At 39.5% G+C, this 26,574-nt stretch carries 23 protein-coding genes; 5 read left to right on the forward strand and 18 right to left on the reverse strand.

Annotated elements, in window-relative coordinates; all coding sequences use genetic code 11:
* Window positions 1–274: 274 nt before the first annotated feature.
* From JL001_RS18090 to JL001_RS18110, 5 genes are read right to left on the reverse strand one after another with little or no spacing between them, the layout of a single operon-like run.
* On the reverse strand, window positions 275–1,570 hold the full coding sequence (locus JL001_RS18090; protein ID WP_200978756.1) for a TRAP transporter large permease: 1,296 nt from the start codon (window positions 1,568–1,570) through the stop codon (window positions 275–277).
* A gap of 2 nt (window positions 1,571–1,572) precedes the next feature.
* Window positions 1,573–2,067 (reverse strand): TRAP transporter small permease, encoded by a 495-nt coding sequence (locus JL001_RS18095; protein ID WP_200978758.1) that lies wholly within the window; start codon window positions 2,065–2,067, stop codon window positions 1,573–1,575.
* Entirely contained in the window at window positions 2,060–3,064 is a 1,005-nt protein-coding gene (locus JL001_RS18100; RefSeq protein WP_200978761.1) for a TRAP transporter substrate-binding protein, read from the reverse strand. Before JL001_RS18100 ends, JL001_RS18095 begins: the two co-directional genes overlap by 8 nt.
* 6 nt (window positions 3,065–3,070) lie before the next feature.
* The gene (locus JL001_RS18105; RefSeq protein WP_200978763.1) at window positions 3,071–3,739 is read right to left on the reverse strand and encodes a bifunctional 4-hydroxy-2-oxoglutarate aldolase/2-dehydro-3-deoxy-phosphogluconate aldolase; all 669 of its coding nucleotides are present in this window, start codon (window positions 3,737–3,739) and stop codon (window positions 3,071–3,073) included.
* Window positions 3,740–3,747: 8 nt separating this feature from the next.
* A complete protein-coding gene (locus tag JL001_RS18110) occupies window positions 3,748–4,743 on the reverse strand; it encodes a sugar kinase (protein ID WP_200978765.1) in 996 nt (331 codons plus the stop codon).
* 135 nt (window positions 4,744–4,878) lie between these two features.
* Between JL001_RS18110 and JL001_RS18115 the strand changes: the two genes are divergently transcribed.
* The 3 genes from JL001_RS18115 (at window position 4,879) to JL001_RS18125 (ending at window position 9,657) form a co-directional block, all read left to right on the forward strand.
* Window positions 4,879–6,525, forward strand: a complete 1,647-nt coding sequence (locus JL001_RS18115) for a UxaA family hydrolase (protein ID WP_200978767.1) — start codon at window positions 4,879–4,881, stop codon at window positions 6,523–6,525.
* A gap of 242 nt (window positions 6,526–6,767) precedes the next feature.
* Window positions 6,768–8,159: a DUF1080 domain-containing protein gene (locus tag JL001_RS18120; RefSeq protein WP_200978769.1), complete on the forward strand. Its 1,392-nt coding sequence runs from the start codon at window positions 6,768–6,770 to the stop codon at window positions 8,157–8,159.
* Window positions 8,160–8,307: 148 nt separating this feature from the next.
* Window positions 8,308–9,657, forward strand: coding sequence for a Gfo/Idh/MocA family protein (locus JL001_RS18125; protein ID WP_200978771.1), 1,350 nt, complete (start codon window positions 8,308–8,310; stop codon window positions 9,655–9,657).
* 55 nt (window positions 9,658–9,712) lie between these two features.
* Here JL001_RS18125 and trmB read toward each other — a convergent pair whose 3' ends face one another.
* The 9 genes from trmB to holA all read right to left on the reverse strand — a co-directional run bounded on the left by trmB (window position 9,713) and on the right by holA (window position 20,447).
* Window positions 9,713–10,372, reverse strand: a complete 660-nt coding sequence (gene trmB / locus JL001_RS18130) for a tRNA (guanosine(46)-N7)-methyltransferase TrmB (RefSeq protein ID WP_200978773.1) — start codon at window positions 10,370–10,372, stop codon at window positions 9,713–9,715.
* Between the two features lies 1 nt (window position 10,373).
* Complete coding sequence (locus JL001_RS18135) at window positions 10,374–11,666, reverse strand: folylpolyglutamate synthase/dihydrofolate synthase family protein (protein WP_200978775.1); 1,293 nt, start codon at window positions 11,664–11,666, stop codon at window positions 10,374–10,376.
* Window positions 11,667–11,673: 7 nt separating this feature from the next.
* Entirely contained in the window at window positions 11,674–12,630 is a 957-nt protein-coding gene (locus JL001_RS18140) for an energy transducer TonB (RefSeq protein ID WP_200978777.1), read from the reverse strand.
* Between the two features lie 4 nt (window positions 12,631–12,634).
* Window positions 12,635–13,027 carry a biopolymer transporter ExbD gene (locus JL001_RS18145; protein ID WP_192010242.1) on the reverse strand — a complete coding sequence of 131 codons (393 nt, stop codon included), beginning with the start codon at window positions 13,025–13,027 and terminating at the stop codon, window positions 12,635–12,637.
* A 1-nt stretch (window position 13,028) separates the two neighbouring features.
* Window positions 13,029–13,724 carry a MotA/TolQ/ExbB proton channel family protein gene (locus JL001_RS18150; protein ID WP_192010243.1) on the reverse strand — a complete coding sequence of 232 codons (696 nt, stop codon included), beginning with the start codon at window positions 13,722–13,724 and terminating at the stop codon, window positions 13,029–13,031.
* Window position 13,725: 1 nt separating this feature from the next.
* Window positions 13,726–14,577, reverse strand: a complete 852-nt coding sequence (locus JL001_RS18155; RefSeq protein ID WP_200978779.1) for an SPOR domain-containing protein — start codon at window positions 14,575–14,577, stop codon at window positions 13,726–13,728.
* Window positions 14,578–14,685: 108 nt separating this feature from the next.
* Complete coding sequence (locus JL001_RS18160; protein ID WP_200978781.1) at window positions 14,686–16,389, reverse strand: TonB-dependent receptor; 1,704 nt, start codon at window positions 16,387–16,389, stop codon at window positions 14,686–14,688.
* Between the two features lie 31 nt (window positions 16,390–16,420).
* Entirely contained in the window at window positions 16,421–19,408 is a 2,988-nt protein-coding gene (locus JL001_RS18165; protein ID WP_200978783.1) for a tetratricopeptide repeat protein, read from the reverse strand.
* 16 nt (window positions 19,409–19,424) lie between these two features.
* Window positions 19,425–20,447: a DNA polymerase III subunit delta gene (gene holA, locus JL001_RS18170; protein ID WP_200978785.1), complete on the reverse strand. Its 1,023-nt coding sequence runs from the start codon at window positions 20,445–20,447 to the stop codon at window positions 19,425–19,427.
* Between the two features lie 218 nt (window positions 20,448–20,665).
* On the opposite strand from holA, the gene JL001_RS18175 reads away from it, so the two are divergent.
* Window positions 20,666–21,385, forward strand: a complete 720-nt coding sequence (locus JL001_RS18175) for a tetratricopeptide repeat protein (protein ID WP_200978787.1) — start codon at window positions 20,666–20,668, stop codon at window positions 21,383–21,385.
* Here the strand turns inward: JL001_RS18175 and JL001_RS18180 are convergent, their stop codons facing one another.
* From JL001_RS18180 to JL001_RS18190, 3 genes are read right to left on the reverse strand one after another with little or no spacing between them, the layout of a single operon-like run.
* Window positions 21,386–22,219, reverse strand: coding sequence for a universal stress protein (locus JL001_RS18180; protein ID WP_200978789.1), 834 nt, complete (start codon window positions 22,217–22,219; stop codon window positions 21,386–21,388).
* A 29-nt stretch (window positions 22,220–22,248) separates the two neighbouring features.
* Window positions 22,249–23,169, reverse strand: coding sequence for a glyoxylate/hydroxypyruvate reductase A (locus tag JL001_RS18185; protein WP_200978791.1), 921 nt, complete (start codon window positions 23,167–23,169; stop codon window positions 22,249–22,251).
* Window positions 23,170–23,778, reverse strand: a complete 609-nt coding sequence (locus tag JL001_RS18190) for a DNA-3-methyladenine glycosylase (protein WP_200978793.1) — start codon at window positions 23,776–23,778, stop codon at window positions 23,170–23,172.
* A 90-nt stretch (window positions 23,779–23,868) separates the two neighbouring features.
* Here JL001_RS18190 and JL001_RS18195 point away from each other — a divergent pair, with 90 nt between their 5' ends.
* Window positions 23,869–24,720: a DUF2911 domain-containing protein gene (locus JL001_RS18195; protein ID WP_200978794.1), complete on the forward strand. Its 852-nt coding sequence runs from the start codon at window positions 23,869–23,871 to the stop codon at window positions 24,718–24,720.
* Window positions 24,721–24,775: 55 nt separating this feature from the next.
* Here JL001_RS18195 and JL001_RS18200 read toward each other — a convergent pair whose 3' ends face one another.
* The gene (locus JL001_RS18200; RefSeq protein WP_200978796.1) at window positions 24,776–26,491 is read right to left on the reverse strand and encodes a sodium:solute symporter; all 1,716 of its coding nucleotides are present in this window, start codon (window positions 26,489–26,491) and stop codon (window positions 24,776–24,778) included.
* Window positions 26,492–26,574: the final 83 nt, after the last annotated feature.

Below are 26,574 nucleotides of genomic sequence, written 5' to 3' on the forward strand. Positions count from 1 at the left end.
TTAAATTTAACCCTTTAGTTAATCTAATAAAATTTTAGGCGAGAAGTAAACAATAATAGACAACATTTATCAATTTAGCTCTCATCCCCTTTTAATAAGAACGAAAAAAACAATTCAATCGTTTGTTGAAATATTACCTTAATCCCTAATAATAATGTAAAAGGTATAAAAACAAAAACAAGACGCGTCTATTTGTCACAGCAACCCAATAAAATACTAAAGGCTGTCCAAGTGACAGCCTTTAGTATTTTATTGGGTTGGAAAGCTTTTGATTTTATAGCCCAAATAAGTTTGGTAACCAAAGTACCATCTGAGGCCAAAGTGTAATTACTGCCAAGCCGATGATCATGGCCACAAAGAATGGCAAAAGTGGCCTCACAACATTTGCGATGGAAGTCTTGGCAACTCCCACTCCAATAAAAAGTACTGAGCCAACTGGAGGGGTACACAAACCGATACATAAGTTTAACACCATTATGATTCCAAAATGAACCGGGTCAATTCCTAGCTCAGTTACTACAGGCAAGAATATTGGCGTAAAGATCAATACAGCAGGAGTCATATCCATAAATATCCCAACAAAGAGGAGGATAAGGTTGATGATAATTAATATCACATATTTATTATCACTTAAAGAAAGTAAAACACTACTTATGGACTGCGGAATATCTTCACTGGACATAACCCAAGACATCGCCATAGATGTGGCAATCAACATGGCCACAACTGCTGTGGTTGCTGAAGATTTTAACAGGATAGCAGGAAGATCCTTCACTTTTAATTCCTTATACATGAAAGAAAGCCCCAAACAATACAGAACAGCAATTGCCGAAGCTTCTGTCGCTGTAAATATACCTGCTACAATTCCTCCAATTACAATGACCAACAAAGTCAAACTTGGTGCGGCATCAATAAATACTTTGCCTAATTCTTTAAAAGAAGTGCTTTCTCCTGCTGGCAATTCCTTTTTCTTAATAAAATAAGCTGCGGTAAGCATCAGTAATAACCCAATAAACAAACCAGGAATATAACCTGCGACAAACAAAGCTGCAATAGACACACCACCGCTTGCCAAGGAATATACAATCAGTACATTAGAAGGAGGAATAACCAAACCTGTAGTAGATGAGGTCACATTGACAGCCACCCCTAACTCTTTTGGATAACCTTCATCCTCCATTCTCTTACCCAAAATCCCACCTAATGCAGAAGCTGCTGCCACAGCCGAACCAGCAATGGCTCCAAATAGCATGGCTGCAATCACATTTACATACAGTAAACCACCAGGCAGCCTTCCACTGAGCGCTTTGGCGAGATTAATCAAGCGGTTGGCAATACCGCCTTTATTCATGATTTCCCCAGCGAGGATAAAGAAAGGAATGGCCAAAAGGGAAAAACTATTTAATCCTGCTCCCATCCGTTGAGCAATAGTCGTCATGGACGGCACAGCAGCTACAGTTACCAATAGTGTCAACAAACTGGAAAAACCTAAACTCCAGGCCACCGGTACACCCAGCCCCATCAAGGTTATAAAGCTTAAAACTAATATGATTATAGTAATATATTCCATGATTAAAATTTTGGGTTATGTTGAAGAATGTGCTTGATGTCTGCCACCTGGTAGATAAAAATCAATATTCCACTGAGAGGAATCACGGTATAAACATAGGCCAGTGGTATTTGTAATGTGGTGGATTTCTGTCCCAACATGTAAGTGATATAGACCAAATTGCTTCCACCAAAAATCATAACTGGTACCGCAAATCCAATGATGATCATGTGAATAAATACCATCAAATTATTCTTTGCTTTTCCGGTTAACTTACTTGGCAAAATATCAATGGCCAAGTGCTCATTATGGCCCGCTACATATGCAGCTCCCAACATACCCAACCAGATCAAAAGGAAACGAGCCAACTCATCAGTAAATGAACTGGGAGACATAAAAACATACCTGGACAATACCTGCCAGGTCACATTGATCACCATAAGCGCCATGATTACGATCAAAACGTAACCTACCTTATGGTTGATTTTATTCTTTAAAGAATTGCTTGGGTTATTCATGGTTTCTGATCTTTTCAATGATTTCGTACATTTCCGGTTGGGTCCTCTTGATTTCTTCATACATCGGCTCCACAGCTTTTCTGAAAGGCTCCTTGTCCGGATATGTAATGGTCACACCGGCTTCTTCCAACTGTTTCATCGACTCATCTTCAGCCTCCGCCCAAATCTTATACTCATACACCGCTGATTCATCGGCCGCTTCCTGAAGCCATTCTTTTTCTTGGTCACTCAATCTGTCCCATACCTTCGTACTGACAATCAACATATCAGGTACCGCTGTATGCTCATCAATGGAATAAAACTTACAGATTTCATAATGTCTGGAGCTAATCACACTGGGTGGGTTATTTTCTGCTCCATCCACTATACCTTGTTGCAAAGCAGTATAAAGCTCCCCCCAAGATACCGGTGTAGGTGATCCTCCAAAGCTTTTGACCATATTAATGGCTGTATTACTTTCCATGACACGGATTTTCTTTCCTACCAAGTCTTCCGGCGATTCTACTGGCTTATCTTTACTATAAAAACTTCTTGATCCTGCATCATAAAAACAAAGTCCCTTGAGCCAAAATTGGGTGCCCTCATTCAGTAGCATTTTTCCAATTTCTCCATTCAACACCCTTTCCCTGTGTGCATCATCTCTGAATAAATAAGGCTGGCTGAGCACTTGGATTTTAGGTGCAAAACTTTCCATGACGGCTGAAGAAACTTTGGTCATCCCAAGGCTTCCTATTTGAAGTAACTCGACCAATTCCCTTTCATTACCCAATTGGGCATTGGGATAAACCTTTAGCTCCATCTTTCCTCCAGACTTCTCCTCTAGCTTATCGGCCATGTATAGCATAGCGGAGTGAACCGGATGGTTGGTATCTAGCCCATGTCCCAATTTTATGACCGTTTTACCACCTGTACCTTTACATGAATAGAGGGAAAATAATGAAATAAAAATCAGTAGTTTAAGAAAAATTTTGGGCTTAAAATAATTGACAAACTTCATTTTAGATTATTTAGAATTTCGGATTGTTTCTATAATGCCTAATGCCTGTGAAATCTGTTTTTCAAGTGCATCAAATTGCTTCTGCTTGATCCATTCTTTGTTGAACAGTTGGGAGCCCATACCCACGCATGTCACACCTGCACCAAACCAAGTGGAGAGGTTTTCCTCTGTTGGTTCCACACCTCCGGTAGGCATAATCTTGATCTCTGGTAATACTGCCTTGACAGCTGACACAAATGATGGTCCCAATACATTTCCTGGAAAAGCCTTCACCACTTCAGCTCCCATTTCCTTTGCGTTAAAAATCTCTGTCACCGTTCCGCAGCCTGGAATCCAAAGCACATCTGCTTTAGAACAGGTCACAATGACATTGGGGATCAAAGCCGGAGAAACCACAAAATCAGCTCCCGCTGCTAAAAATTCTTCCACTTGCTTAGGGGTAAAGATCGTCCCTATCCCCAAAATTAATCCTTCATACTGGGAGGCATGACTCTTTAACTCCTTAAAAACTTCCAGTGCATTTTCTCCCCTATTGGTAAATTCAAATACGCGGACACCTGCTTTATAGGAAGCATCCAATACATCTTTGGCCACAGCAATATCTGAGTGATTGAAAACAGGGATCATTCCTGTCTCTTCCATTGCTGCAATAACCTCACTCTTACTGAATTTCATAAATCTATTTATCTTAATAATTTTCCTACATTTTCTCCTTTTACCAACTGGCTCACCTCGTCCACAGACACAAAATTGGCATCCCCGGGGATACTGTGTTTCAAAACTGATGCTGCGACCGCAAATTCCAAAGCCTCCTGGTCTCCTGACCCCAACAAGCCATAGATCAATCCCGCCATATAAGCATCTCCACCACCTACCCTGTCAACAATATGGGTCATGTCATAAGTCTTTGACTCTAAAAGTTCCTCTCCATTCCATAGCACTCCGCACAACTTGTTATGGGAAGCACTGATGGACTCCCTGTAAGTGGTCGAAACATACTTAATGGAGGGACATTTTTCCTGCGCCTTTTTACACGCCGTTACATAATCTTCCTCATGGATATCCATGCAGTTTTCAAAATCCGTAAGCCCGGCTATAATAAGGTCCGTCTGGGCAATCAAATCGGGCATGATATCCAAGGGCTGTTTGCCATATTGCCACAGGTTCCTTCTGTAATTAATGTCTCCACTGATTTTGACACCCTGGGCCTTGGCAGCCTTGACGGCATCCTGGCAAAGTTTGGCAGCTGAGGCTGAAATGGCTGGTGTGATTCCTGTCCAATGAAACCAATCCGCACCTTCAAAGATCTTTTCCCAATCTATTTTGGCAGGGTCAAAATTGGCAAAAACAGAATCAAAACGATCATAAATGATTTTGGATGAACGTTGCATGGCTCCGTTTTCCACAAAGTATAATCCCATCCTCCCTTCATCAAAATAAACGTGTGAAGTGTCCAAACCGGCAAACCTAAGGTACTGCACTGCTGATTTACCGATATCATGGTTTGGAAAGGCAGTGACATGAGCCGCGGAGACTCCCCAATTGGCCAAAGATATGGCCACATTGGCTTCTGCTCCTCCAAAAACTACATTGTAACTGTCTGCACTGATGAATCTTTCGTACCCTGGAGTGGATAATCTCATCATTATTTCCCCAAGGCTAATCACTCGTTTATTCATGGATAAGTTCAATTTTATTTCCCGAATTAAGCCCAAAATAATTTCCTTTAGAAAAAAAACAGGAATTTTATTCTCATTAATATTTTTTTACCTAAATTGTGCAATCGATTGCGCAATATATAAATTTTAATTCACATGCTACATAAAATTTTAAAGATTCATCCAAATGACAATGTGTTGGTGGCTCTTACAGACCTTAAAGCAGGAGAAAATATTTCTTTTGAAGGTAAAGAGATCACATTGACACATGATGTCAAGGCGAAGCATAAATTTGCTGAGATGGATTTTGCCAAAGACCATGACATCTACATGTATGGTATTATCTGTGGCAAAGCCATGAATGACATTGCAGAGGGTGAAGTATTAACAACCCAAAATGTTGCCCATAAAACTTCTGAATTCACTGGAAAAAGGGATTTCAAATCCTGGACAGCTCCAGATGTATCAAAATGGGCAAACCGAAACTTTATGGGCTATCACCGAGAAGATGGCCAGGTAGGAACAGCAAATTACTGGCTGGTTATTCCTTTGGTTTTCTGTGAAAACAGAAATATCGAAATTATGAAGCAAGCCTTTGTAGAAGAACTTGGCTTTGCCAAACCCAACAAGTATAAGACTTTTGTAAAGCAAATGCGTGACCTATACACCCAAGGGGAAAAAGAAAAGATTGCCCAATTGAGTGTGGAAACGATTGATCAAGATGAAGAGACTCGTATCTTCAAAAACATAGATGGCATTAAGTTTCTGACCCATCAGGGAGGTTGCGGAGGAATTCGACAAGACTCCGAAATGCTGTGTGCCCTAATAGCAGGATATATCAACAATCCCAACGTAGCAGGTGCCACTATATTAAGTTTGGGCTGCCAAAATGCTCAACCTACTATCCTGCAAGAAAAACTGGACAAGATCAATCCTGACTTGAAGAAACCAGTGATATTATTGGAGCAGCAAAAAGAAGGGACAGAGAGTACTTTGCTGACCAACGCTATTCAAAAGACATTCTTGGCACTGACAGAAGCTGATCAAATCGAGCGAAAACCTGCTCCATTGAGCAAATTGACCGTTGGCCTTGAATGCGGCGGATCTGATGGTTTCTCTGGGATTTCGGCGAACCCATCTGTTGGACATGCTTCTGATTTAGTGGTTGCATTAGGAGGAAAAACCATCCTCTCCGAATTCCCAGAACTATGTGGTGTGGAGCAGGAGTTGATCAACAGATGCACAACAGATGAAGCAGCTGATAAGTTTGTTAACTTAATGAGAGCTTATGCCGCATCTGCTGAAGCTGTGGGCTCTGGATTCGATATGAACCCAAGCCCAGGGAACATCAAGGATGGCCTGATCACTGATGCCATGAAATCTGCCGGAGCTGCCAAAAAAGGAGGCACCTCTCCTATTGTGGATGTTTTGGATTATGCAGAATATGTCACCAAGCCCGGCCTTAACCTTTTGTGCACTCCTGGTAATGATGTGGAAAGCACTACAGCCATGGCAGGGTCTGGAGCCAATGTCATTCTCTTCACCACAGGCTTGGGCACTCCTACCGGAAACCCAGTAACTCCAGTTCTTAAAGTCTCCTCCAATCATGTATTAGCAGAAAAAATGTCTGATATTATTGATATCAATACCGGAGGTGTGATTTCTGGTGATAAAAGTATTGATCAAATGGGCGAAGAAATCTTGGAACACATCATTGAAGTGGCTAGTGGAAATAAAAAAGCAAAAGCCATGACTTTGAATCAAGATGATTTTATTCCTTGGAAAAGAGGGGTCTCTTTATAGGAGGTTAACTTCACTTCAGAAAGTATCAAAAGGACACCATTGGGTGTCCTTTTATCTTTACTACCATGCACCAAATATTCAAAGTCACAAAAAACATATTCCCTTCAAACAAGCACGTTTGCCACTTCATATGCCTTGATGTTATCGGAATCGATTTCGTAATTAAACTTTTTCCATTATTTGACAAGCAAAGATTAAATCCTCATTTTTAGATTACTAAAATCAATAAAACTGAGTATAACATGTTTAAGAAATTTTCTTTTCCACTTGCAGTAATTATCAGTGGAATAATTTGCTTTTCCTGCTCTGAAAAGGCTGTTAGTTCTGAAGATAGTAAAGATGGTGAATGGACCTCTCTCTTCGATGGTAAGTCTCTTGAAGGCTGGAAACCACTTGGTGGTGAAGCAGAATTTGTAATCGAAGATGGTACCATCGTCGGAATCTCTAAAATCAATACACCCAATACATTTTTGTCCACTGAAAAAGAGTATAGTGATTATATTCTTGAATTGGATCTTAAAATAGAAGATGTTACCAGTAACTCTGGTGTAATGACCCGTGGTCAATATGATGCTGAAAAAAACAGGGTTTTTGGTTATCAGATTGAAGCAGACCCGAAAGAAAGAGCATGGTCTGGTGGACTATATGATGAAGCAAGAAGAGGCTGGCTTTACCCCCTCACACTCAATCCTGAAGCGAGAAGTGCTTTCAAAATGGGAGAATTCAATCATTACAGAATAGAAGCCATTGGAAATGTAATCAAAACTTGGGTAAATGATCAACCTGTCGCTTATGTGGTAGATGACATGGACAGTAAAGGATTTATTGGCCTTCAGGTTCATAGCATTGGTAAAAATCCTGACCATGCGGGAAGAAAAACCTATTTCAAGAATATTAAAATCCAAACAGAAAATCTTGAATCGAAGCCTTTCCCTAAAGGAATCTATGTTGTGAGCACCAAGGACAATACCCTTACCGACTATGAAAAAGAAGATGGTTGGAAATTGCTTTTCAACGGTCAAAATAGCGAGGGATGGAGATCTGCAAACGGAGATGAATTCCCATCAAAAGGATGGTCTGTAAATGATGGAGTGTTGACCATTGCTGAGTCTGATGGTAGTGAATCCCAATCTTATGGAGACATCGTTACAAAGGATCAGTACAGTGCTTTCGACCTATCTTTTAACTTCAAACTTTCCGAAGGTGCCAATAGTGGTGTGAAATACTTTGTCACCCTTGATGAACAAACTTCTGGATCTGCTATTGGTTTAGAATATCAAATTTTGGATGACGAAAAGCATCCTGATGCCAAAATGGGTAGAGATGGCAACAGAACCTTATCCTCCCTGTATGACCTGATTACAGCAGCCAAAGAAGGTAGATTCACCAAAAAAATAGGTGAATGGAACTTAGGCCGAGTAGTGGTTTATCCTAATAATCATGTAGAGCACTATTTGAACGGCATTAAAGTTTTGGAATACGAAAGAGGTTCTGAAGATTTCAGAAAGCTTGTTTCAGAAAGTAAGTACAAAAAATGGGAAAACTTTGGTGAAGCTGAAAAAGGCCATATCCTATTACAAGATCATGGCAACTTGGTAAGCTTTAAAAACATCAAAATCAAAGAGCTTAAATAATCCCTTATCTCATTAGGGCATATGATATAAACCACAGCAACTGAAATGACTCTGATACTCATAAAACTTGAGCTATCAGGGTCTTTCTTCCTTAATAGGCATTGTGAGTTGAAAACCCAGCATAACCATTAATCCTAAATTAAAAAAAATGAAAACCAATAATAATAGAAGAGAGTTTATTAAAAAATCAGCTTTGGCCACTGCAGGTCTATCCAGCTTAGGAGCATTAGGCTTTTCGGCCAAAAGCTACGGAAATATCCTTGGGGCCAATGAAAGATTAAATGTAGCAATCTGTGGCTTAGGAAGAAGATTAGGAGCTTACTACGATCCCATTGCTTTGCCTCAATCAAATGTAAACTTGATTTACCTGTGTGATGTTATGAAATCTCAAAGGGAAAAAGCTGCCAAAAACTTTTCAAAAAGATTGGATTACATCCCTCAGTTGGAGAATAGCATTTTCAAAGTAATCGAAGACCCCAAAGTAGATGCCATCATCAATGCAACACCTGACCATTGGCATGCTCCCGGAACTTGGATGGCTGTAGAGGCCGGCAAACATGTTTATGTCGAGAAACCTTGTAGCCATAATCCTAGAGAAGGTGAGCTTTTGATGGAATACCAAGAGAAGTATAACAAAGTGATTCAAATGGGGAATCAACAGCGTTCTTCAGAACCAAGTATTGAAATTATAAAGGCCATCCATGAAGGGGCAATTGGAAAAGCCTATAAAGCCACTGCCTTTTACTCCAATGCCAGAGGGGAAGTGGTCAACCCTACCAAAGCTCCTGTGCCTGAAGGGTTAGATTGGGATCTTTTCCAAGGGCCATCCCCTAGAAAAGAATACATGCATGACACTTGGAACTATAATTGGCACTGGTATGGTTGGGATTTTGGCACTGCTGAAACAGGAAACAACGCCACCCACGAGTTGGATATTGCCAGATGGGCGTTGCAAGTTGAATTCCCTAACCGTGTCATGGTTGATTCAGGAAAGTACCATTGGCCTGAGGATGGCTGGACCATGTACGATACCATGGATGCTGTATTCAAATTTGAAGAAAATAAAACTATCCAATGGGATGGAAAAAGCCGAAACAGTATGAAAACCTACGGCGGTGGCAGAGGAACCATCATTTATGGAACTGAAGGCTCGGTATTTATTGATAGAAGTGGTTACAAACAATATGACCGTGATGGTAAATTGGTAAAAGAAAATTACGGATCTGGTTCTGAAGCTGGTACTGCACTTGGTGGCGGTGGTGATGTTTCCACTACCCACGTCTACAATTTCTTTGAAGCCATTAGAGGTAAGCAAGTTCAAAATTCCCCAATTGGAGAAGGAGCTAAAAGTACCTTGTTATGCCATTTGGCAAACATTGCTTCCAGAACCGGGGAAGTATTGGAATGCGACACTAAAAATGGACATATCACCAATAGTAAGGCCGCTCAAAAACTATGGTCTAGAGAATATGAAAAAGGCTATGAACCAACAATCTAGATTTAAGGTTTAAGCTAATTTTAATAAAAAAAACGCCCTTTGAAGGGCGTTTTTTTTATTTGAACTTGAATTTCAGGTATTTTATTTTTTCTCCTTTTTCACTGAAGATCGCTTCATAGCGGGTCTTAATTCCATGATGGTCATCCTTAAATTCTGAATTATAAAAATCATGGGTATACACCAAATCAATAATATCCTCCCTAGAATTTAATAGCTCCAAAGTATAGTCAAATAGACCTGTATTGTCTGTTTTGAAATGTACAATTCCTCCTTCTTTGATCATTGGTTTGTACATTTCTAAAAAGCGAGGTGATGTCAACCTTTTTTTCTCATCCCCATCCCTTGGTCTTGGATCAGGAAAAGTTATCCACAGTTCATCGATCTCCTTTTCATCGAAAAACCGTTCCAATAATTCAATCTGAGTTCTCAGAAAAGCCACATTCACCAGTCCTTCTGCAATGGCTATTGTGCTTCCTTTCCAGATTCTGGAGCCTTTAATATCCACACCGATAAAGTTTTGCTCTGGGTATTCCCGAGCCAATCCTACCGTAAACTCTCCCCTCCCACAGGCTAATTCCACCACAAGCGGTTGATCATTATGAAATTGTTCTTTCCCCCAGTTTCCTTTTATGCGTTCAAAAATCTCTTTTCCTTCCTGAACAACATTTCTATTTTCTTCGTTGGCTTTGAATCTGGCCAGCTTATTTCTACCCATTTTATAAGTTTTCAATTTCGGCGACCACAAAGGTACTTCCTCCGATAAAAATTAAATCCTTTTTATTCGCTTTTTTTAATGATATCGCCAATGCTTCATTTACATCTTCCACAATATCACCTTTTAAGCCATGCTCAGCTGCTTTTTGTTGAAGCTGTTCGGCTGGTAGCGCCCTGGGGATATTGGCTTGACAGAAGGTATATTGAGCCTTTTTGGGCAATAAAGCCAGTACTTTACTGATATCTTTATCATTCACCATACCCAAAATAATATGCAATTGGTCAAAATACATTTCACCGATCTGTTCCATCACTATAGAAAGCCCTTCCACATTGTGGCCTGTATCGCAATAAACTAATGGGCTTTCTTGAAGTTTTTGAAAACGCCCTTTCAAACCTGAAGCACGTGCCGCTGAGGCCAAACCTTTGTGGATAACTTCATCATCCAGCTTCAGCCCCTGCTCCTTTAGAACCTCAAAGGCCATCAATATACCTGGCAAATTTTTCTCTTGATACTTCCCAAATAGATCCATTTTAATGACCGATCTCTCTCCATTCTTTTCAACCACATAATCACATAGTAATGTCTCATTATTAATACCAAGCTGTTTCACTTGATAAAATTGGTCTGCAAAGAAAATGGGAGCATTCCTATTCATGGCCTGCTCTTTAAACACAGGAAAGGTTTCCGGCTGGTTTTGGCTGATGACTACAGGAATTTTTTCTTTAATTATTCCTGCCTTTTCTCCGGCTATTTCCGCCAAGGTTTCTCCCAAAAACTGGGTATGGTCCAAACCAATATTGGTTATCAAACAAAGCTCAGGGTTTAGCACATTGGTGCTATCAAGCCTTCCTCCCATTCCAACTTCCACCACAGCGTAGTCCACTTTTTGTTTGGCAAAATAATCAAATGCCAAACCAACAGTCATCTCAAAAAAACTAGGTTTTAAATCTTCCAGGAATTCTTTGTTGTCTGCAACAAAGTTGACCACAGCCTGTTCAGGAATTTCTTGGCCATTGATTTTTACTCTCTCTGTGAAAGACTTCAGATGAGGAGAAGTGTAAAGTCCCACTTTATAACCCGCCTGATGAAGTACCGCTGCTATCGCATGGGAAGAACTTCCCTTACCATTGGTTCCTGCTACATGGATGGACTTAAACTTTTTTTGTGGATTGCCCAAATGATCACATAATTGGATCGTATTGCTGAGGTCTTTCTTGAATGCAGCTGCACCGATCCTTTGAAACATCGGCAAGGCATTGAACAGATAGTCCAACGTTTCCTGATAAGTCATCTTAAATCTAATCTACTTTGATGATGAAGGTGATTTTTCCTTCGGAGTATTCTGCAGTAGGATTACCGCTTTTTCTTTTGAAATTGAGCTTATTTACCACTCCTCTGTAATAAGCCAATACTTCGTTGCTGACATTGTATTCCAAAGGTATAGCCTGCGCTATTCGGCCATTATCATCCACAACAATCTTAAAAACTATTCGACCATTTCTATTGGAAACCCTGTCTTGAATATTGGGCTTGCTGGCAAAATCCCATCCTGCTAGGTCCAAATTATAGCCTGCTCCATTTCCAGCATTTCCTTGCCCGGACTGCAGTAGGGAACGGCCATCAATAGTTCCTTCAGGATTGCCTTGATCACCTTTCTGAGTGGAAGTTCCTTGACTACTTCCTGCAGAAGATTCACTGCTTTTTCCTTTATTCCCTCCTGCTCCAAAAATAGCTCTTTGGTCAATTTTTGGTTTTTCTTCCACTTTTTCCTCAACTTTCTTTTCTTCTTTTTCCGCAGGTTGAGTAACTGGTTTTGAAGTCTCTTTGGGTTGATTGGTCTCCTTAACAGCTTCTGTGGTTTTTTCAGCTCCTTTAAGAGGGCTTGTCACGTTGGATTTGGTTTCCAAACTGCTTTTGGATTCAGTTGGTTGAGGTTTTGCAGCAGGCTTGGTTTCTGGCTGTACCACAGGTTGCACTGGTTCTGTAACCTGTTCTACTGGAGTACCAGGTGCTGGAGATTCTGTATTGATTTGCTCACTTTCTGAAGGAGGAGTTTCGGTTTGGTTATTTCCACTTCCCGCATCAGTAAAGCCAAGATTAAGTTCCAACCCAAATTGGGCCATAGGTGGAACTGGTGGACGCCAAACCACAATAAAGTAGATTCCCACCAATACCAGCACATTCACAATGATGGTAATGATGGTAGCTTTCTTCTTGCTATCTAATTCTTCTTTATTGATACTCTGTACTTCCATGAAATTATTGATAAGGTTTAGTAGCTATGGAAACATTGGCCTCCAACATGGCAGCTATACCTCCTATTTCTACCAAATATTCAACAGGAACTTCTTTGTCAATGTGTAAGACAACCTGTCCATCTTTACCCTTTAATAACGCAGTCAATTCATTTTTGATTTCCTCTCTGCTCACAATCTTATCATTAACAGAATATTTCAGGTCCTTGGTCACCGTAACCGTTACCTCCTGCATCACAATATCAGACGCCTCACTAGAGGGTAAATTGACAGGAAGTCCTGAAGGTGTTATGAAAGAGGAAGTAAGCATAAAGAAAATCAACAGCAAGAAGATAATGTCTGTCATGGATGACATACTAAATGCTGCATTGACCTTATGTTTGGATTGAAGTGCCATATTACTTTTTGTCCTGAAGTAAATCCATAAACTCCACAGTAGTGTACTCCATGCTATGAATCAGCTTGGAAACCCTAGCTACAAGGTAATTATACCCTAAATATGCAATGATCCCAACAACCAAACCTGTTGCGGTTGTGATCATGGCTTCATAAATCCCAGTAGATAATAGTTTAGGAGAAACCATACCTTCTTCTTGGGCAACTCCAATAAAGGCCCTAATCATACCCGCTACAGTACCCAAGAACCCGATCATGGGAGCCGCACCTGATACTGTCGCCAATAGGTTTAGGTTTTTCTCCAATTTATAAATTTCTATTTTTCCTACGTTCTCGATCGCTACTTCAATATTCTTTAACGGGCTACCAATTCTTTCCAAGCCTTTGGAAATCATATTGGCCACTGGAGTATCTTCCTCTTGGCAGATCATTTTAGCTCCACCAATATCCCCTGTTTGGACCATCATTTTTACTTGGTCCATCATTCCTTTAGGTGTTTGGGCAGCCTTTTTCAAAGTAATGATCCTTTCCACAAAAATGTAAATCGCCAAAATAAAAAGGGCATACAAAGGGATCATCATGTATCCGCCTTTGATCAGCAAATCCAATAATCCAATGCTGTCCGAACTGTTTTCCATGACAGCAAGAGAGTCAGCTACAGCTTCCCCGTTAGTTGATAAAGTTTGTAGTAATATCATATTAGTATTTAAAAACCCATAAAGTTTCTTCAAAATTGGCCTGCTCTTTTTCGATCATGGCCGTGGCGTCCACCACATTGTCAAAATCTGCTATGGCCAACTTGTAGAACGAAGAACCATAGCCGGGAAGTATTAGGTAGGTATTATATCCTTTATTGTTCAATTTCTTTGAGAAGTCTTTGGCCAAGTCACCATCAATAAATGCACCAACTGTCACCAAATACCTTGGCTGATCGCCCTTTTCATTAATTTCAGTCATTGCCGGAGTACTGGAAGCTATTGGAGCACTAACTTCAGGTTCTACTGGAGCGGGAATTTCCTCACTTTCCTCTGGCTGCACCGGTTGAATCGCTTCCTCGGCTTGATTCAAGTTTGAGTCTGCATTGACATCTACAGGCTGATAATTGAAGTAGTAAACCGCATAGCCTATGATCCCCAACAAAAAGATGAGAAGAACAATCAACCATGTTTTACTACTGCTTTCCTCCTTCTCTTCAACTGTGTTGGACGGAGGTACAACTGGTTGGCTAGCTTTAGGCTCAACCACCGCAGCAGGTTTGGTTTCATCTACCTTGGCTTTCTCTTCTGCTACAGGAGGAACCACCACTGGCTCCACTTCTTTTGGCTCTTCCTCTTTACTTAAAGGTTCTTCTTTGCTTTTCTCTTCTGATTGTTTTGTATCAACCTTTTTCTCAGTGGCATTTGAGATAGGTACGGGTGCAGGTGTAGCTTTAGGAGCAGGTTTGGATTTTTCTTCTTCGCTGGAGATAGGTGTGATTTCGATTTCAGGCAAGCCAAAATCCTTATCTTCATCTTTTCGTTTAGAATGTTTTCCCTGATCCTTTTTAGCCATTATCGTCTTTTTTCTTGGTGGTTTAAATTGCTAAGCTAAGATAAAACCCGCAATTACTCAATACAGCAAATGTGTTTAATTCCATATTTTCAGTAAACCTTACTGAAACTAAAATTTAAAGGTCAAACCTCCAATCCCTTGAATTCCACGGGATTGATAATTCCAAAATCTTTCGTTTTTTTGATTCAATAAATTATTCCCCTGTGCAAAGACAGAAAAGCGATCAGTAATCTTATAATCTATTTTTGCATTTAAATCAATGATAGGATTCAAAGTATCTGTGGTATAAGAATTCCCATCAGATTGAAGGTTGAGCACATCAATGCCTCCCATCATATCCAAGCCAGCTTGGATCAACCATTTTTCATCTGGCGTAAAGGTATTGTGCACATTGATTTCCCAATTGGGTCTTTGCCATGCCACAGCAGTCTGGTCCAGCCCGGGCATCAATGCATCAATATCGTCCAAGCTATAGTGATAATAATTACCTTCCGCGGTCAAGTGATAAAAATCACCAAAGCTGTATCCTAATGTTCCAGTATAATTTAATACGGTTCCATTATTGTACATCAATTGGAATCTGGTGCTGTCTTGGGCACCGTTCGCAAAGAAATGCATATTATCATAATCACCATAAGCTATACCCAGCTTATAAGTAAAAGCATCATTGACACTTCCTTTAATTCCTCCCTCAGCCCTAAATTTCTGAATGGTATTCAACAATTGATCACTAGGCCCCAAATAAGGGTTTTCCATAGCAAAACTGTAGTAAGTATTTCTCTTTACATCTCCTTCATAACTGGCATATACTGCAAATTCTTCTTGTAAATTATAGCTGGCATTTATGGTAGGAAAAATGTGAAAATCACTGTCCTTTCCTTCATAAACATCATTTTCCAGAATCACGTTAGCTCCTACCCTTACTTCAAATGATTCATTCTGATAAGCCACAAAAGGTGTAAACTTCACATAATTTCTATTAAGATCAGCATAAGTAGCATCAGAAGGAGATGTCAAGAATGCGGCTACATCAACACCTGATTTAGTCTCATCATTGAAATAATAAGAAGTCTTTCCCGATAAATTGATCTCGTGCTCTCTGGCAGCATAATCATCATTAAAAAGTCTGGCTCCTATGGCTACTTCATAATTGAAAGGCTCATCTTTATCTATATTCCTAATTCCTGCTTGACCATAAATGGTATGGAAGAATTGCTGAATATCATCTGCCATCACCTCAAGTCCTGGCGTGTAACCATAAAAATGATAACGGTCACGATTATAACCTAACTGACCAAATACCTCAAAGTATTCATCAAAATAGCTGGCATTTAATCTAATCTGCGTATGGTCCTCTGCGGAATTTTCCTTGTCTACCGGACCTTCATAAAAGCCTTGATGCTTTAAGTAAACGCCATAATTCAAGTAATCACTTTCCAAATTATTAAGGTATAGTTCGGCCAATGGCGACTGATAATTACCAAAACCCAATCTAACCAATCCATGATAAACCTCATCAGTATTGGATAGAAACTTCTTCTGATATGGTGTCAGAGGTGAATTGGTCGGTGCCAAATCAAAAAAGAAATCCCGAACATCATAATTAAAATTACTATGTCCTTCAGGTTGCGGCAAAGCAGGAACCCTTTCAAAGTTTCTTGGCCGCTTTGGCAAACTCAAAACCCGGTCCTTCCTAATAATGAATTCCGCATCAGTTACCTCTCCACGTTCGTTTCCTTTTTGGTCTTGAGCATTCACCAAAGCCACTGGAAACAAAACTGATAAATATATGATTTTTAATATTTTATTCATCTTCAATTAAATCGATACATCAATTAAAAATTTATTGAATTGCTTCTAGTTCTGCTTTGGCCTCTTGAATAATTTGTTCATTCTTAGCGTTTTCAATGACAGATTCCAAAGTAGCTTTAGCTTGGAAATTTTCATTTAAACCTTTATAGTTTTTAGCCAAAAGCACAAAGCATTTTCCATACCAGTAATCATACACAGCATACTTTTCAGAGAAACTAAAGATGGTTTCATTGGACTGGGTGAAGTTGCCACTTTCATGGAAAGAAAGAGAAAGTAAGTAAAGTGCTTCCGCTCCTTGAATTGATTCACTTTCATTTAACAACACCATTAACTCATCTTGGGCTGCCGCTGTTTTTCCTGTTTTCAAGAGCGACTTGGCTTTGATCAGCAAAGCATTGGCTTCTGCGTCTGCAGTGATATCTCCCAATGCAATCACTTTATCGGCATAAAAGCTGGCCGAATCAAACTTACTGGTTTCATAATAAGCCGTCATCAAGCCTTTATAAGCTTCATATTCTTCTATCCTATCTCTGGCTACTTTACTGCTGCTGATAAAATATGGAATCGCTTTTTGATAGTTCTTTTTCTCAAATTCAATTTCCGCAATTCGTTGAATGGCTTTCGCGCGGTGACTTGATGCCCCCATTCCCTCTAAATCATAGAAGGTCTGCAGCGCTTGGTCTTTTTGGCCCAAACGATAATAGGCATCCCCAATAAAATAATTGGCTTCTTGCTTTTGCCCTGAATTAGGGTAACTCTTCAAATAGGTTTCAAAAGCTCGGATAGATTCCTGATAAGATTGATTGAAAAATAGGTTTTTAGCCGCTTCAAATTCAATAGACTGGAGGCTTTCATTTCCTGGGTTGGCCGTTTTATAATCAGAAAGGTAATTTGAAAACTCTCCAGACCTACCTTGAAGTGAAAGCGCTTCTTGGAGTCCTACCAAAGCCGCATCAGCATTGGTAGCATTTGGATAGCTGTCCAAGATCTTTTTATAATCATTGATCGTCTGATCATAATTTTTCAATGAGTAACTTGCAATCGCCCTACCTTCCAAAGCAAAAGGTACAAATGGACTGTTGGGGCTTTGATTGATCAGTTGAGAATATCCCTGTCTGGCCTCAGCATAATTGGATTCTTCCATATTGATCTGAGCCTTTTGGAAAACTATATCATCCATAAACCTGCTATTTGGATACCTACTTAACCCTCTATCCAGTTCCGCAATCGCTTCCCGGTTTCTATTTTGAAAATTGAGTACTACTCCTGCCATGTAATGGGCATAATCTGCTTCGGGATTGCGATCATCTATGGCTCTTCTAAAAGTACTTAGAGCGTTATCAAATTTCTTTTGGATGTAATAACAGTCTCCCAAACGCATCACTGCATCATCATAGTAACTCTGTACATCAGATTTCTTTACTTTATCGATGTAAGACCTAAACTGATTTTCAGCTTTAGCATATTGTTGGGTATTGAAATAAGCATACCCTAAGCCATAATGGCTCCTGATTAAGGCAGGGTCCAAAGAAGTTAAACGCATTCCAGTTACCTGTTCATAAGCCCTGATAGCTTCTTTCATGTTATCTCCTGCAGCATAGGCTTCTGCCTTCCAAAAGAAAGCTTCATGTACAATGGCTTTATCTACCGGATAAGCAATTGACTTATCGAAATAGGTAATCGCTTCTTTGTATCTTTTATTTCTATAATAAGTGATTCCTTGATAGTAGGTAACCTTTTGATAGGCTGCCCTTATTCGAAGAGACTTATTGCTCATTCTTTCAATATGCTCAATTGCCCTTAAGTAGTTGTTGGTATTGATCAGGGCATCGCTGAGCAGGTTCTCCACTTCTGCCACATTCTGGCCTTGAGGATACTTTTGAAGATAGGAATCCATGGCATTGATGGCTTCCTGAAAGCTTCCTTTTTCTAGATTTAACTTAGCAAAATTGAAAAGTGCTTCCTCTTGGATATTGGAGTCAAAATCACTCTTGTAGGCTGTGCTGAAACTGGTAACAGCATATTGAGGATTGTTGAGTTTCAAATAGGAATGGCCCAAATAATAACTGGAAACCTGACCCAATCGATCATTCTCCAATGCTACCTTTTTAAAGTAATCTGTTGCCTGTTGGTATTTTTGAACTTTAAATTGGGCAACTCCAGCCTTATACATTTGCTCACGACTCATATTTCCTCTTCCTGTTTTGGAAAAAGCATCATAATAAGTCGCAGCATTATTAAAATCACGACGTTCATAATAAGCCTCTGCTAACAACAGGTAGATTCCTTCCTTCCTATCCAAGTTATTCCTTGATTGGGTAATTGGTGTAGCATAAGCGATCAACTCATCATATTGCTGCTGTCTGTAGTACAGCTCAGAAAGCATGTAAGGCACTTTTGGCTGGTATTCAGGGTAGCGGTCTGCTTGTTTGAAATCTGCAATGGCCTGATCATATTTATTTAGTTCCATGGCCACATATCCTGCATAATAGTAGCCATCTCCCGTGTATGAAGTCTGCATTTTCTTTACCGGATCAAAATACCTGGCCGCATTGGCATAATCCTTCAATTGGAAATAAGCATAGCCTGTTTTGAAGTAAAGCTTAGAGCGATCCTCCAAACTGACCACATCCACATTGACCATGTTGTACTTTTCTATGGCCACTTTATAGTGACGTTTCTCGAAATAATAGTCACCTAAAAGAAATGCTGCTTCATTGGCTTTGGGGTCGGTAGGATAATTTTTGGTAATATTTTCCACCAAACTTGGGCCGTCTGGATTCTCAATCTTCAAGGCAGAAACTGCATGATAAAAATCCACATCTATCCTTTGCGATGCGGTCAGTTCCTCTTCCTTGAGGTTTTCAAACTCGAGCTTGGAGGCACTGTAATGGTGTTTATCAAAAAGCTCATAGGCATCATCTATCTTTTTTTCCAGGCCTGTTTGATAAAGGCCTGATTGTGCTTTTGCCTGATAGAAAAAACCGGAGGCAATAAACAATAGTAGTATTTTTCTCATGGTAAAGTCTTGCAAATTAATGCATCAATTTGAAAATGAGTTCTTTTAATATTTCGGCTTCACTCATTCCGTTGGCATCAATACCCTTTGAACGAAGGTCGGCTTCCTTTAAGTATCCGATGTTATCAATAACCTTGCCTAAAGGGTAGTTTTTGGAGGCAATCATGTATTCTTTCATAAAGTATGGATTCACTTTAAGTTTTCCTGCCAACTCACGCTCTCCCAGTTTTTTGTTGGAATGTACCAAAAGTAAACGGGAAAAATGAAGGTATAAAAGTGCTATAATCGGGATTAAAGGGTTTGATTTTGGATTTTGACTGAAATAGCTGATGATTTTATTGGCTTTCAAAATATCCCTAAAACTCAAAGCCTTGGTCAGTTCAAAGTTGTTATAGTCCTTATTGATCCCTATAAACTGTTGGATATGATTACTATCAATCTGGATAGGCTCGCTGAAGTTGATCAACATCTTGTCAATCTCATTGGTCAATACTTCCAAATTATTGCCGATGGATTCTGCAATGATCTGGCATGCCTTTGGCTCAATGGTAAAGGACTTGCTCTTAAGGTAACTGTCTATCCAAGGACTCAACTTGTACTCAGGGACTTTGTCAGACTTCACCAATACAGCTTTTTTGTCCAAGTCTTTGGCCAATGCTTTTCGACCATCCAACACCTTGTACTTATGGGCAAATACCAAAATCGTACTAGGCAAAGGATTGGAGAGGTAATTAATCAAAAGACTGTCCCCTGCTTCCTTGCCCAAATCAGGCAGATTTTGAGCTTCTTTGACAATAACCACTTGTCTTTCTGCCATCATGGGAAACCTTCTGGCATTGGTCAGCACCTGACTCATGGTGGCATCTTTGCCATACATCATGATCTGATTAAAACCCTTCTCATGCTCAGGGATGGCATTTTTTTCAATAAATGAAGTTATCTGATCAATGAAATAAGGCTCGTCACCCTGTAAAAAATAAACGGGAGCATATTTCCCGCTTTTCAACTCTTTTAAAACTGCATCAGGTTGGTTTGGCATAGCTCTATATTTCTACTCAAATATAGAAATTATTGACTTGATAGGAATAATAAAAGGCTATATTCCTACCATAAAACACAACTGACCCTAAGTCAACTTTAATGAACTTCGTCCAGTGGTGATTTTAGCTTTTTCTACCCTGAATAAACTTCTTGGCAGGATAGTCTGTTAAGTATAATGTTATTAATTTTGACCAAAATTTAAAACAGTACTAGATCGTGAGTGATATTAATCAGGGAATAGCTTATTACAAAGAAGGGAAGTTTGAAGAAGCTTTGGATATTTTTAATCCATTGGTTTCAGAGGATCCTAAAAATGCCATGCTTTTGCTGCACCGAGGAAGAATATTATCCCGGCTTGGCAAATTGGATCAATCTCTGGCAGACTTTGATAATTTGATTCAAATTGATGCTTTCAACCCAGATTTTATAAGCGATCGGGCGGTAGTTCTTCATCTGCTTCAGAGAAATGAAGAGGCATTGAGTGAATTGGACCGTTCTTTGAATTTAGATCCTAAGAATCCCTACCGATATTCAAGCAGAGCCTTCTTAAAAGACAGAACCGGGGACTTAAAGGGAGCCATAGCCGATTATGAAAAAGCCATTGAGCTTGATCCGGAAGATGCAGTTGCTTATAACAATAAGGGCATTGTGGAAGAAAAATTAGGGTACAAACAAAGATCCAAACAAAGTTTTGACAAAGCCGATAAACTGGTAGGTTATCAACCTAAAGAATACAAGAGCACATCAGCCCCCAAGGAAAAGCCGCAGCTAGAACCTGAAAAGAATATTCCGTCCCAACTTGAACCTGACCAGAGTGACCCTAAGTCGGTAAGCTTTAAAGATTATTGGAAGACTGTTGGTAAAGTCTTAGGTGACAAGGACACCAGAGCTGAATTCTTTAGCTTTCTCCAGTCCAAGTTTGGGAAAAAGAAGTGATCAAACTTCTTTGATCACTAATAAGGGTTTATTGATAAAATAAGACATTTTCTTCGATAGATTTTGGGTAAAGAGTTGGTCAAACCAGCTCTTTTTTTTGCTCAAGGTCACCAGAATATTTCCCTTTGCTGTAATGAGGTAATTTTCCAAGCCCAAGCCAGGTTCATCTCGATAAGTCTTCAGCACGTAGCTAATTTTCTCATATCTGATAAATGGCTTGATCTCTCCGACCATGGTTTGGTGCAAAGCCCTATCGATAATTTTGCTTTTGGTCCCTACATGGACTATATCGATCTCGCTATCGTAAAAATTGGCCAATTCCACCACCTTTTGTATAGCCAACTTATCTTCTTCCAAATAGTCAGTTGCATAAACAAATTTCCGGGGAGATTTGAAAAAAACCTTTCTCGGCACAATCAAAACATCCTTTGAAGAATCCTCTATTACTTTGCTGGATTTGGTACCGATAAAATTGGTTTTGATATCGTTGACTCCTTCCGTGCCCATCACAATGAGATCAATATCATTTTCATTGGCAAACTGGATGATGGTCTCTACTGTTTTACCCTCTTTTACCGCTGCAGTGCAGGATATAAGGCCTTTGTCCACGCTTTCCAAAACCACCTCGGCAACCAGGTTATCCATCTTCTTTTTCACAAATTCCAGTGATTCCTCCTTGGGGTGTCTAAAAAGCTTTCTATAATCTTCCATACTAGGTACATGGAAAAGTATCAACTCTGCCTTGTATTTCTCTCCTAACTTCGCCGCGTACTCTAATGCATTCAGCGAGCATTCTGAAAAATCAGTTGGGCAAAGAATCTTAAAAGTTTTCATGGTTACTCTATTAGTTATTTTTGGTATTGTTAATATCCTTTATTTCGATCAATTTTATTAATGAGTTCTTTTCCTTCTATTACGTTAAAGTAATTCTTTATTATCTGGGGAGCAGCTGCATCGGGATTAGTTATACTAGCAATGTGCGGTGTAATGGTAATTTTAGGATGTTCCCAAAATGGATGCTCCTTGGACAAAGGTTCCTGTCTAAAAACGTCCAAAAGTGCTCCGGACATATAACCTTCGTCGATCGCTTCAATCAAATCCTCTTCATTCAAATGTTTTCCTCTAGCCACATTGATCAAATAGGTGCCTTTGTTACAGCGTTTAAAAAAATCTATATTTAAAAAACCTTCTGTCTCAGGCGTTAATGGTAATAAACATACTATTACGTTTACCTTTTGTAAAAACAATGGGAGTTGGTCACCATAGTAATATGGATGCCTGAAATCACTTTTGGCGCTGTTGCCATAGCCATAAACTTCTATTCCCAATTGCGCCAATTTATCTAGCACGTCTCCTCCTAGTTCTCCAACACCCAAAACACCTACCCTAATGGGTATTTCTGGATTGGACATGTCCCAGACTTTCCTTGCTTTGTCCTTTTTATAACGATCGATTTGACGGTGATAATTCAATACTCCCATGACCACATAGTTGGTCATCGAAAAAGTAAGCCTCGGATCCACAATTCTGGTAATGGGAATGTCATTTGGGATGGTTTCGTCTCCTAAAATATGATCCACTCCAGCTCCCATTGAACAAATTAGCTTGAGATTTGGGAAAGCTTGTAGAGAACCTTTAGGGTGCTGCCATACCATCGCCACTTCAACACTATACGGATCTTTAATGTCAGGATAGATTTCCAAAGGGATTTCCGAAGCCGTATCTGCTAAAATCTTTAACCAAGATGCTATATCCCTATTGGGTGATATGATCGCTAAACTCATTTACTTTTTACTGATATGTGGATTACCTTTTATATAATACCTCCAGGGTAGCAATGCATCCTCTTCCGCATAATCTACACCTACCCTAGTGCTTACACATATTTCAAAAATAGTGTTATTCATTTCACTTCCAATGTAAATTATACCATTTTCTTGAAATAACAACTTATCATTATGCTTTAAGTTTAATCCCAAAGCCTGTGCAACTTTGCCCGGTCCATTGCCAAGTAGCAATTCATTGGAAGTATTTCGTCTATTTTTCATGATCTCAACTCCTTCAATGGGCTGAACAGCACGCACTAATACCGCCTTGGCTACTCCATCTTCATGGGTCACAATATTAAAAAGATGATGGATTCCATAGCAAAGATAAACATAACTCCTTCCACCTTCTTTAAACATTACTTCGGTTCTTTTCGTAAGCTTGTTTGGAAAAGCATGGCACGCTTTATCAATGGTTCCATCATAGGCTTCAGTTTCAACTATCCTGGCCGACGTATACAAGCCGTCAATCTGTGTGACTATGATTTTCCCTAAAAGATCTTTGGCTATTTCTGTGACATTTTTCTTCAAAAAGAATCCCTTTGGAAGAATTTTAATATCTTTCATCGCTTGTTAATGTACTTTAATATCTAAAATTTAGTGCTCATTTAAAACCTTTGTCAAAACTAATTACAATTTATTAAATCGTTTTACCTTATGAATTTAAGAACAAGTGTCCTGTTGATTTTCTTGATGGCTTTCTCCACAGGAGTCTTGACAGCCCAACAAATCCAAATGCCACAGGCAAGTCCAGCTGCTAGCATTAGTCAAAAAATTGGTCTTACAGACGTCAAAGTCGATTACAGTAGACCCAGTGTAAAAGGCAGGAAGATTTTTGGTACTTTGGTGCCTTATGGAGAAGTATGGAGAACAGGTGCCAATTCCAGTACAAAAATCACTTTCAGTACTGATGTAATTCTAGAGGGTAATAAAGTGCCAGCAGGGACTTATGCCTTGTATACTATTCCTGGTAAAAAGGATTGGACCTTTATCCTATCCAATAACCTTGAACTTTGGGGAGCTATAGGGTACATGGATGACAAAGATGTTGTTAGGTTTACCGTCCCAAGCAAAAAAAGTCCCGAAGCATATGAAACCATGGAAATCAGTTTTAACGACATGACTGATTCAGGTGCTTCTTTGAACTTACATTGGGAAAAAACCGCTGTTGGATTTAAGATTGAGACTGAAGTAGAACCTGTAGTAATGAATCAAATCCAAGAAATGGTTATTGATCAAAACACGGAAAATCCAGGATTACTGTATCAAGCTGCTTCTTACTACTATTCCATCGATAAGGATATGGAGCAGGCTCATGAGTGGATTGAAAAATCCGTTGAAGCAGATCCTAAATACTGGACCATGCACTTAAAAGCTAAGATAGAGGAAAAATTAGGCATGAAAGATGAAGCGATTGCCAGTGCCCAGCTTTCCAGCGAAATGGCCAAAGAAGCCAAGAACATGGATTATGTAGGACTTAACGAAAGGTTGATCAAAGCCATCAAATAAATAGAAAATATTCAATTCAAAAAGGCCATCCGCCTAGGCGGATGGCCTTTTTGAATTATACTTTATCTTTCTGAGGACTAAACAATTGAAAAACTGCCGATAACAACATTAAGAGTAAACAGCCAATGGCGTTGTACCACAAATAGCCAATATCAATTGAAATACCGAAAAGCTCACTTCCATTTTTCCAGTGAATCAATAGAATAACTACTTCAGTGACCAAAGCCGCAAGAAATACTGCATTGCCCCTCACCCATTTCATGTAAAAACCTACTAAGAATATGCCCAATATGGTTCCATAAAAAAGGGATCCCAATAAGTTTACTGCCTGGATTAGGTTTTCAAACAAGGTCGCATAAGTAGCAAAAAGTATGGCAAAAACTCCCCAAACCGCCGTCATTAATTTTGAAGACAGTGTATAATGGCGTTCATTTTGATTTTTGTTGATTGACCTTTTATAAATATCGATGGTGGAAGTGGCTCCCAAAGCATTCAATTCTGAGGCTGTACTGGACATGGCTGCTGAGAATATGACAGCAAATAATAAGCCCACTACCCCCTGAGGTAGATAGTCCATCACAAAACGCATAAAAACGTAATCAGTATCTCTTGTTTCTGCATTGGGTTCATTTTTTAAGATCAGTTCCTTGACATCCGATCGGATGGCTTCTTGCTCTTCCTGTTTGGTGCTTATTTCTGCTCTTAGCTCATTAACTTTTTCCTCATTACCCTCCTTTTGCGCATCAATCATTGACCTCAGCACCAAATTCTTTTCTTCAAAAGTTGCTGAATAATCAGACTGCAGTTGTTCGAAATCATCTTTATACTCACTTTGAGCTAACTTTTCGGTTTGTACCTTATTGAAAAATATAGGTGGTTCATAAAATTGATAAAACACAAACACCATCACACCTATAAATAAGATGATAAACTGCATGGGAACTTTGAGAAAGCCATTCGTAATCAAGCCCATTCTGCTTTCCTTCAAGGAACGTCCGCTAAGGTACCTTTGTACCTGAGATTGATCCGTCCCAAAATAGGACAGAAAAAGAAACAAAGCCCCAGTGATACCCGACCAGAAATTGTACCGATCTCCCAAATCAAATTCAAAATTAACGATGTTCAACTTCCCCATTTTTCCAGCTACGTGCATGGCATCGTCAAAAGAAACAGGAAGCATATTGATCACTAAAATCCCGGCCAATATCATTCCACCCATCATTACAGTCATTTGCTGTTTTTGAGTGATTGAAACCGCTTTTGTCCCCCCTGATACAGTGTAAATGATAACAACCAAACCAATAAAAATATTGGTAAAGGTTAGGTTCCAATTCAATAAGGTGGAGAGAATAATGGCAGGTCCATAGATTGTAATTCCTGCGGCCAGACCTCTTTGGACAAGAAAGAGAAATGCAGCCAGTGTTCTAGTTTTTAAATCAAACCTGGATTCCAAAAACTCATAAGCAGTGTATACTCTTAACCTGTAGTAAATCGGAATAAAAGTAACCGATAAAATAATCATGGCTATTGGAAGACCAAAATAGAACTGGACGAAACGCATCCCATCCTGATAGGCCTGTCCTGGAGTACTCAAAAAAGTAATGGCAGATGCTTGGGTAGCCATGATCGAAAGGCCTATTGTCCACCAGCCGAGTTCACCCCCTCCTCTCAAATAGCTATACATGTCTTTGGGACCATAGGTTTTATAGATCCCATAGCCAATAATGGATATTAACGTCCCAAAAAGGACGATCCAGTCTAGATTACTCATGAATAATAATGGGTAATGGCAGAGAAAATCAAAATCATTCCGGCCAGTGCAAGAATTAGTAGTAAATACAGTTTATTCCAGTT

It is taken from the genome of Echinicola sp. 20G (assembly GCF_015533855.1).
Taxonomy (GTDB): domain Bacteria; phylum Bacteroidota; class Bacteroidia; order Cytophagales; family Cyclobacteriaceae; genus Echinicola.